The following is a 4,593-nucleotide window of genomic DNA, read 5'->3' as shown; positions in this document are numbered from 1 at the left end:
CGGATATGCAGACCCTGATTTTGGGGCTGGTGGTCTGCGCTTTCATCCTCATGGCGCTGGATATTCTCAAAGACCTGATCCTGTTGCCGGCCCTGGAAGCCATGGCCAACCCCTTCGACTCTTATCAAAGGGCCAGCGCAGCCTATGCAACCTATCAGATCAATCGGCGGATCAGCGCGGCGGCCGGCAGCAACGAACCGGGCATACGGCCCAGCCGGAGCGATCTGGAAATAAGCCCGCTGCGGCAACATGATCTTGAATTTGCTGCTGACGGCGTGGAGAGCCTGGAACCCGGCCCGGATTCCACCTATGCCAACAACCATTGGGAGAATGACGGCGTGGATTTGTCTGAAGATCGTTCAGCTGAGCTTGAACAATCTTTATGGGTTGTCGAACAGGGTGGGGTTGCTGAAGGGCGACCTTCTGAATCTGTCATTAAACCTTGATTTTTAGGTGCTGTTATGACGCTCAACTTAATTGCCTTCGGCTACGGCCTCGGTTTGGTCCTGGTCGGCTGGATTGCCGGGCTGGTGGTCAGTTACGTGTTTTCGATCAATCGCGGCATAGGGCGCTTAGGATGACTGCCGTTGAACTGACCGACATCCTCGGCAACATCACCCTGCAGCTGGCGGACATCATGTCGTTTGGCCTGGGCGCGCTCTGCGCAATCGCCTTTGTGATTGCCGCCCACACCAAGTGGTAACGAGGCAATCATGATTCAGCTGCCCCCAGGCTTTGACGCCGCCGCTCTGTTCACCGAGTTCTTTCATCTGGCCGCACCCTTTGCCGGCATTGGCTGCCTGATCGCCTGCGGCTTCCTGATCAACCGACTGCTAAAGAAAATGCCATGACCATCTTGCCCTCTTTCCCCCTCATTCGTCGCTGGGCCTTGGTGATTGGGTTTCTCGGCCTCTGCTTTGTGCTCGGCCTGCTGAAAAGGATACTGCTATGAAAATGACCCTCTACATCCTCGGCGTCTACCTGACCTTCCTGTGCGCCGGCTTCTACCTGAGCACAGCCCACGGCGAAGAAACCGCCCAAGGTTTGCCGCCAGGGCCGAATCAGTCTTCTGCTGACAACGGCTATGGATACACCCCGAAAGGGTACGTCGTTCCTCGGATTACATCGACTGACGCGCCGCTCAGACATCGCAACGCCAAATCTTGCCGGCAATATCTCACGGTTTGTGAAAAGTCCTGCAGCGAACGCGGCTCTCTGTTCAAGTTTCAATGCATCGGCCAAGAGTTCCAACCCTATGAGGAGCATTTCCGTTGTCAGTGCGGCGATGACGCCTTTCAGCAGGTGGCCAGGAAAGAGGACAAACCCGAGCCGAAAAACGAGACCGCCACAGTCACCGAGCAGGAGCAGGCCAAATGACTACGCCCGTTCGGCGCGTTTTTGCGGCCTGCGCCTGTGTTGTGTTGATTGCTCAACCGGCGCTTGCAAGCCTTGCCTTGCATACCATTCCTTCCTCGTCGGTGGGCACGGTGCTTGCCGATGACGACGCAATTGAACGCATCATGAGCATGGTGGACTCTCCCACCACTTCCACCACTGGCGGACAGCTTGCCTCGTTATCATCCTCCGGTTCGCTCTTCCTGGCTGACACCCTTGCCGGCGCGGCCGGAATCGCGGGCATTGCCTACTATTCGCGCACCGGGAAAGACCCGGTCTATGCGGCGTTTGACGCGGTAGCCTCGGCTGCCGACGCGCTCTTTGTCCCGGCCTATCAGGCGTTCAAGGCGAAATTCGTCAGTCCTGAGAGTTACCCGGCCTCAGCCGCTCAATATGTTGGGGTTGAAGGGAGTGTCGGCGCTAAACTTGGCGATATTTGCAGCTTTGTGCAGAATGCCCCGTCCGATCTTTATACGTCTCTAAGGGCGCTTATAGAAACGAATCTGTCCGCCTCTGATCCTGGCCTCAGCAATTTGTCTGCCTGCAGTGTGTTTTCTGTCCCTGGCAAAGGAAATTGGACTGTTGGTTGTAATTGGGCAGGTTGGGGCACTCGGTACACAGGCGGTTCCCCTTCCGCATATACGCTTTTGGGTGTTTCCGGGGGATACTATTACTATTTCACCGCGAGTGGAACGACCGGGTTCTTAATGAAATATGCCGCCCCTTCCTCTGGCGCTTACATGTGGCGTGCGCCGATCACAAAAGTCACGTCTGACCAAACCGTCTACCCAATTGCCGGATCAGTTAATTATTCTGGACTGAAAGACGCGCTGGATCAGGCTGACATGGATGCCGCAGTTGCCAATGACATACGCAGTGCTTTACAAAATATGCCGGCTGATCAAAAAATCGCTTCTTCTGATCCTGCCCCCTCCGCCGTACCTGCCGAAAACGCTTCGCCCATAACCAACAACGACATCAGCAACTTTTTCACCTCGAACACCACCAACATTTACAACCAATATCTGACCGATATTCAGTCCGAAGACACCACGATTACGAATGAAGTCGCCAAAGCTGCGGCTGAAACCGCGAAAACTCAAGAAGAAGAAGCAGAAAAGGAAGAGGAAAAAGAAGAGACGTTCAACCCGATCACCGACAGCGCCTTCACCGAACCCTACAACCCCGGCGAGTTCGACATACCGGCGCGGTTCACGCAGTTCCTGAACAACGTCAAATCCTCAGGTCTGTTTTCGTTCTCCAACGACTTCTTCAACTCCCTGCCCGGCGGCGGCTCTTCGGTTTACGAGATCGAGGCCGGGCAATACGGCCATCACACCATTGATCTGAGCGACACCCTGTCCACCGGTCTGGCGGTGTTGAAAACCATCCTCCTGGTCTGCTTCGGCTTCCTGTCGATCCGGGCCGTGATCATGAAGAGGTAATATGAGCGGATTTGGCGTCATCATCAAATGGCTGGCCACGTTCTGGGGCTGGGTGGAAACCGGGTTTACCTGGATTCTCGACGGCGTGATTCTGCTGCTCCAGTTCGTGGTGTTCACCGTGCTCGACGGGCTTTTCCTGGTGGTTGAAACCGCCCTGGGCGCAATCGACCTCTCGGCGGTGATTTTCAACTATGCCGCCTCGTGGTCCAACCTGCCGACCCAACTGGTTTGGCTGATCAACGCGGTTGGCCTGCCGCAATGCTTCGCGATCCTCGGCGCGGCCTACATCATCCGCCTGACCTTGAATCTCATTCCATCAGTTTTTACGAGGGTGTAACCATGATTATCGGATTTGCGGGAACGCCCGGCTCGGGCAAGACCTACGAAGCGGTTAAGAAGATCACCGACAACCTGCAATGGGGCCGGGTGGTCTACACCAATATTGACGGGCTGGCCGATCAGGAATGTTTGGAGATGATCAAATGCTATTGCGGCCTGTCCGATCTGGCGCTGATGAAGCAACTCCATTTCCTGGAAGATTGGCAGGTGCCCGAGTTCTGGCTGCACATTGAACCCAAGTGCTTGGTGGTGCTTGACGAGGTGCAGAAGGTCTTTTCCTCGCGCGAATGGCAGAGCGCCAAGAACAACCAGTTTGCTTCCTGGGCCTCGACCCATCGGCACAACGGCTTTGATCTGGTCATGATCTCGCAATCCATGGAACGGATTGATTCGGCGGTGCGCTCCCTGCTGGAATGGAACTATGTGTTTCGCAAGGTCAATTTTTTTGGCGGCGCAGTGCAAAAGAAATACCTCTGCTATTCCTACGGCGGCGACGACACCAGCGGCAGACCGTTGGTCAAGGACACCCGCACCTACAAACCCCAGATTTTCCGGTGCTATAAGTCCTACGATGCCAAGGACGTCAAAGAGCTTGGCGTCATGCAGCACGTCAACGTCTTGAAACATCCGGTGTTCTTCGCCATTCCCATCGTCTTTGCCCTCACTTTGTACATGATGTTCTTCAAGTCGAGCATCGGCACCGGCGACCTGTTCGGCTCCAAGAAGGCCATGGCCAGCCAGCCGCAGCAGAGCGGACCAACCGCCGCCAAGAAGGACGGCCCGGCCGTCGCTCACCTGAACGCCATCATGCCGACCATTCGCGACGGCCAAACCGTATTCACCAACCGCAAAGGCACCCCATGAAAACGAAACCCTTTTCCCTGTTCCTGCTCCTCGCCTCGGTTCTCCTATCCTCCGCGCTGCTGCTCAGCTGCACCAAGGAGAAGAAAGAAAAGCCCGCCGCCCCGCAGCCGGCCAAGGTCGAGGCGGTCAAGCCGCCAAGTCTCCCGACAGGGTCCGCGCCGGTGGTCAAGAAGGACGGCCCGGTGTCGCTCGACTTCGACAACTCGCCGCTCTCCGAGGTGGCCTTGTTCGTCACCAGCCAGACCGGCAAGGGCTTCATCCTCAACGGCGTGGAGACGAAGCTGATTTCCTGGATCGAATACAACATCCCGCGCGAAAAGCTGCTCGATGCCTTCGCCAACACCCTGGCCGCCTTCGACCTGATCCTCAAACCGACCAACGACGCCAGGACCGTATTCACCATCGACAAGATCGAGGAACTGAAGGTGCCATACAAGCTCGACTTTGCCACCTCCAAGCGCGGCACCTTTTTCCTGTTCGGCTCCACGGTCTATTCAAAGGAAAAGTTTCCCTATCCGGTCAAGCACGATTCCGGCCACTGGTTCGCCAT

The 4,593-nt window shown here is 56.2% G+C and carries 8 protein-coding genes; all 8 read left to right on the top strand.

Translation table 11 applies throughout. The annotated features are described in order from the left end of the window. Positions 1–446: hypothetical protein (locus tag RCH93_RS08770; RefSeq protein WP_306547981.1), on the top strand; the 446-nt coding region annotated here is incomplete at its 5' end. Positions 447–577: 131 nt separating this feature from the next. Further along, on the top strand, positions 578–703 hold the full coding sequence (locus RCH93_RS08765; RefSeq protein ID WP_306547980.1) for a hypothetical protein: 126 nt from the start codon (positions 578–580) through the stop codon (positions 701–703). Positions 704–713: 10 nt separating this feature from the next. After that, positions 714–851 (top strand): hypothetical protein, encoded by a 138-nt coding sequence (locus tag RCH93_RS08760; RefSeq protein WP_306547979.1) that lies wholly within the window; start codon positions 714–716, stop codon positions 849–851. A 97-nt stretch (positions 852–948) separates the two neighbouring features. Next, positions 949–1,377, top strand: coding sequence for a hypothetical protein (locus RCH93_RS08755; protein ID WP_306547978.1), 429 nt, complete (start codon positions 949–951; stop codon positions 1,375–1,377). Continuing rightward, positions 1,374–2,840, top strand: coding sequence for a hypothetical protein (locus RCH93_RS08750; protein ID WP_306547977.1), 1,467 nt, complete (start codon positions 1,374–1,376; stop codon positions 2,838–2,840). The genes RCH93_RS08755 and RCH93_RS08750 overlap by 4 nt, the downstream gene beginning before the upstream one ends. 1 nt (position 2,841) lies before the next feature. Next, a complete protein-coding gene (locus tag RCH93_RS08745; RefSeq protein WP_306547976.1) occupies positions 2,842–3,177 on the top strand; it encodes a hypothetical protein in 336 nt (111 codons plus the stop codon). A gap of 2 nt (positions 3,178–3,179) precedes the next feature. Continuing rightward, the gene (locus tag RCH93_RS08740; protein ID WP_306547975.1) at positions 3,180–4,043 is read left to right on the top strand and encodes a zonular occludens toxin domain-containing protein; all 864 of its coding nucleotides are present in this window, start codon (positions 3,180–3,182) and stop codon (positions 4,041–4,043) included. Next, a partial coding sequence (locus tag RCH93_RS08735) for a hypothetical protein (protein WP_306547974.1) occupies positions 4,040–4,593 on the top strand: 554 nt, incomplete at its 3' end. The genes RCH93_RS08740 and RCH93_RS08735, both read left to right, overlap by 4 nt.

Source organism: Desulfobulbus sp. (genome assembly GCF_030824455.1).
Taxonomy (GTDB): Bacteria; Desulfobacterota; Desulfobulbia; order Desulfobulbales; family Desulfobulbaceae; genus Desulfobulbus.
This window is presented reverse-complemented; position numbering and strand designations above follow the sequence as displayed.

Coding starts and splice junctions, on each gene's coding strand:
- RCH93_RS08765 (WP_306547980.1), top strand. CDS start 578: ATGACTGCCGTTGAACTGACCGACATCCTCGGCAACATCACCCTGCAG.
- RCH93_RS08745 (WP_306547976.1), top strand. CDS start 2,842: ATGAGCGGATTTGGCGTCATCATCAAATGGCTGGCCACGTTCTGGGGC.
- RCH93_RS08755 (WP_306547978.1), top strand. CDS start 949: ATGAAAATGACCCTCTACATCCTCGGCGTCTACCTGACCTTCCTGTGC.
- RCH93_RS08750 (WP_306547977.1), top strand. CDS start 1,374: ATGACTACGCCCGTTCGGCGCGTTTTTGCGGCCTGCGCCTGTGTTGTG.
- RCH93_RS08740 (WP_306547975.1), top strand. CDS start 3,180: ATGATTATCGGATTTGCGGGAACGCCCGGCTCGGGCAAGACCTACGAA.
- RCH93_RS08760 (WP_306547979.1), top strand. CDS start 714: ATGATTCAGCTGCCCCCAGGCTTTGACGCCGCCGCTCTGTTCACCGAG.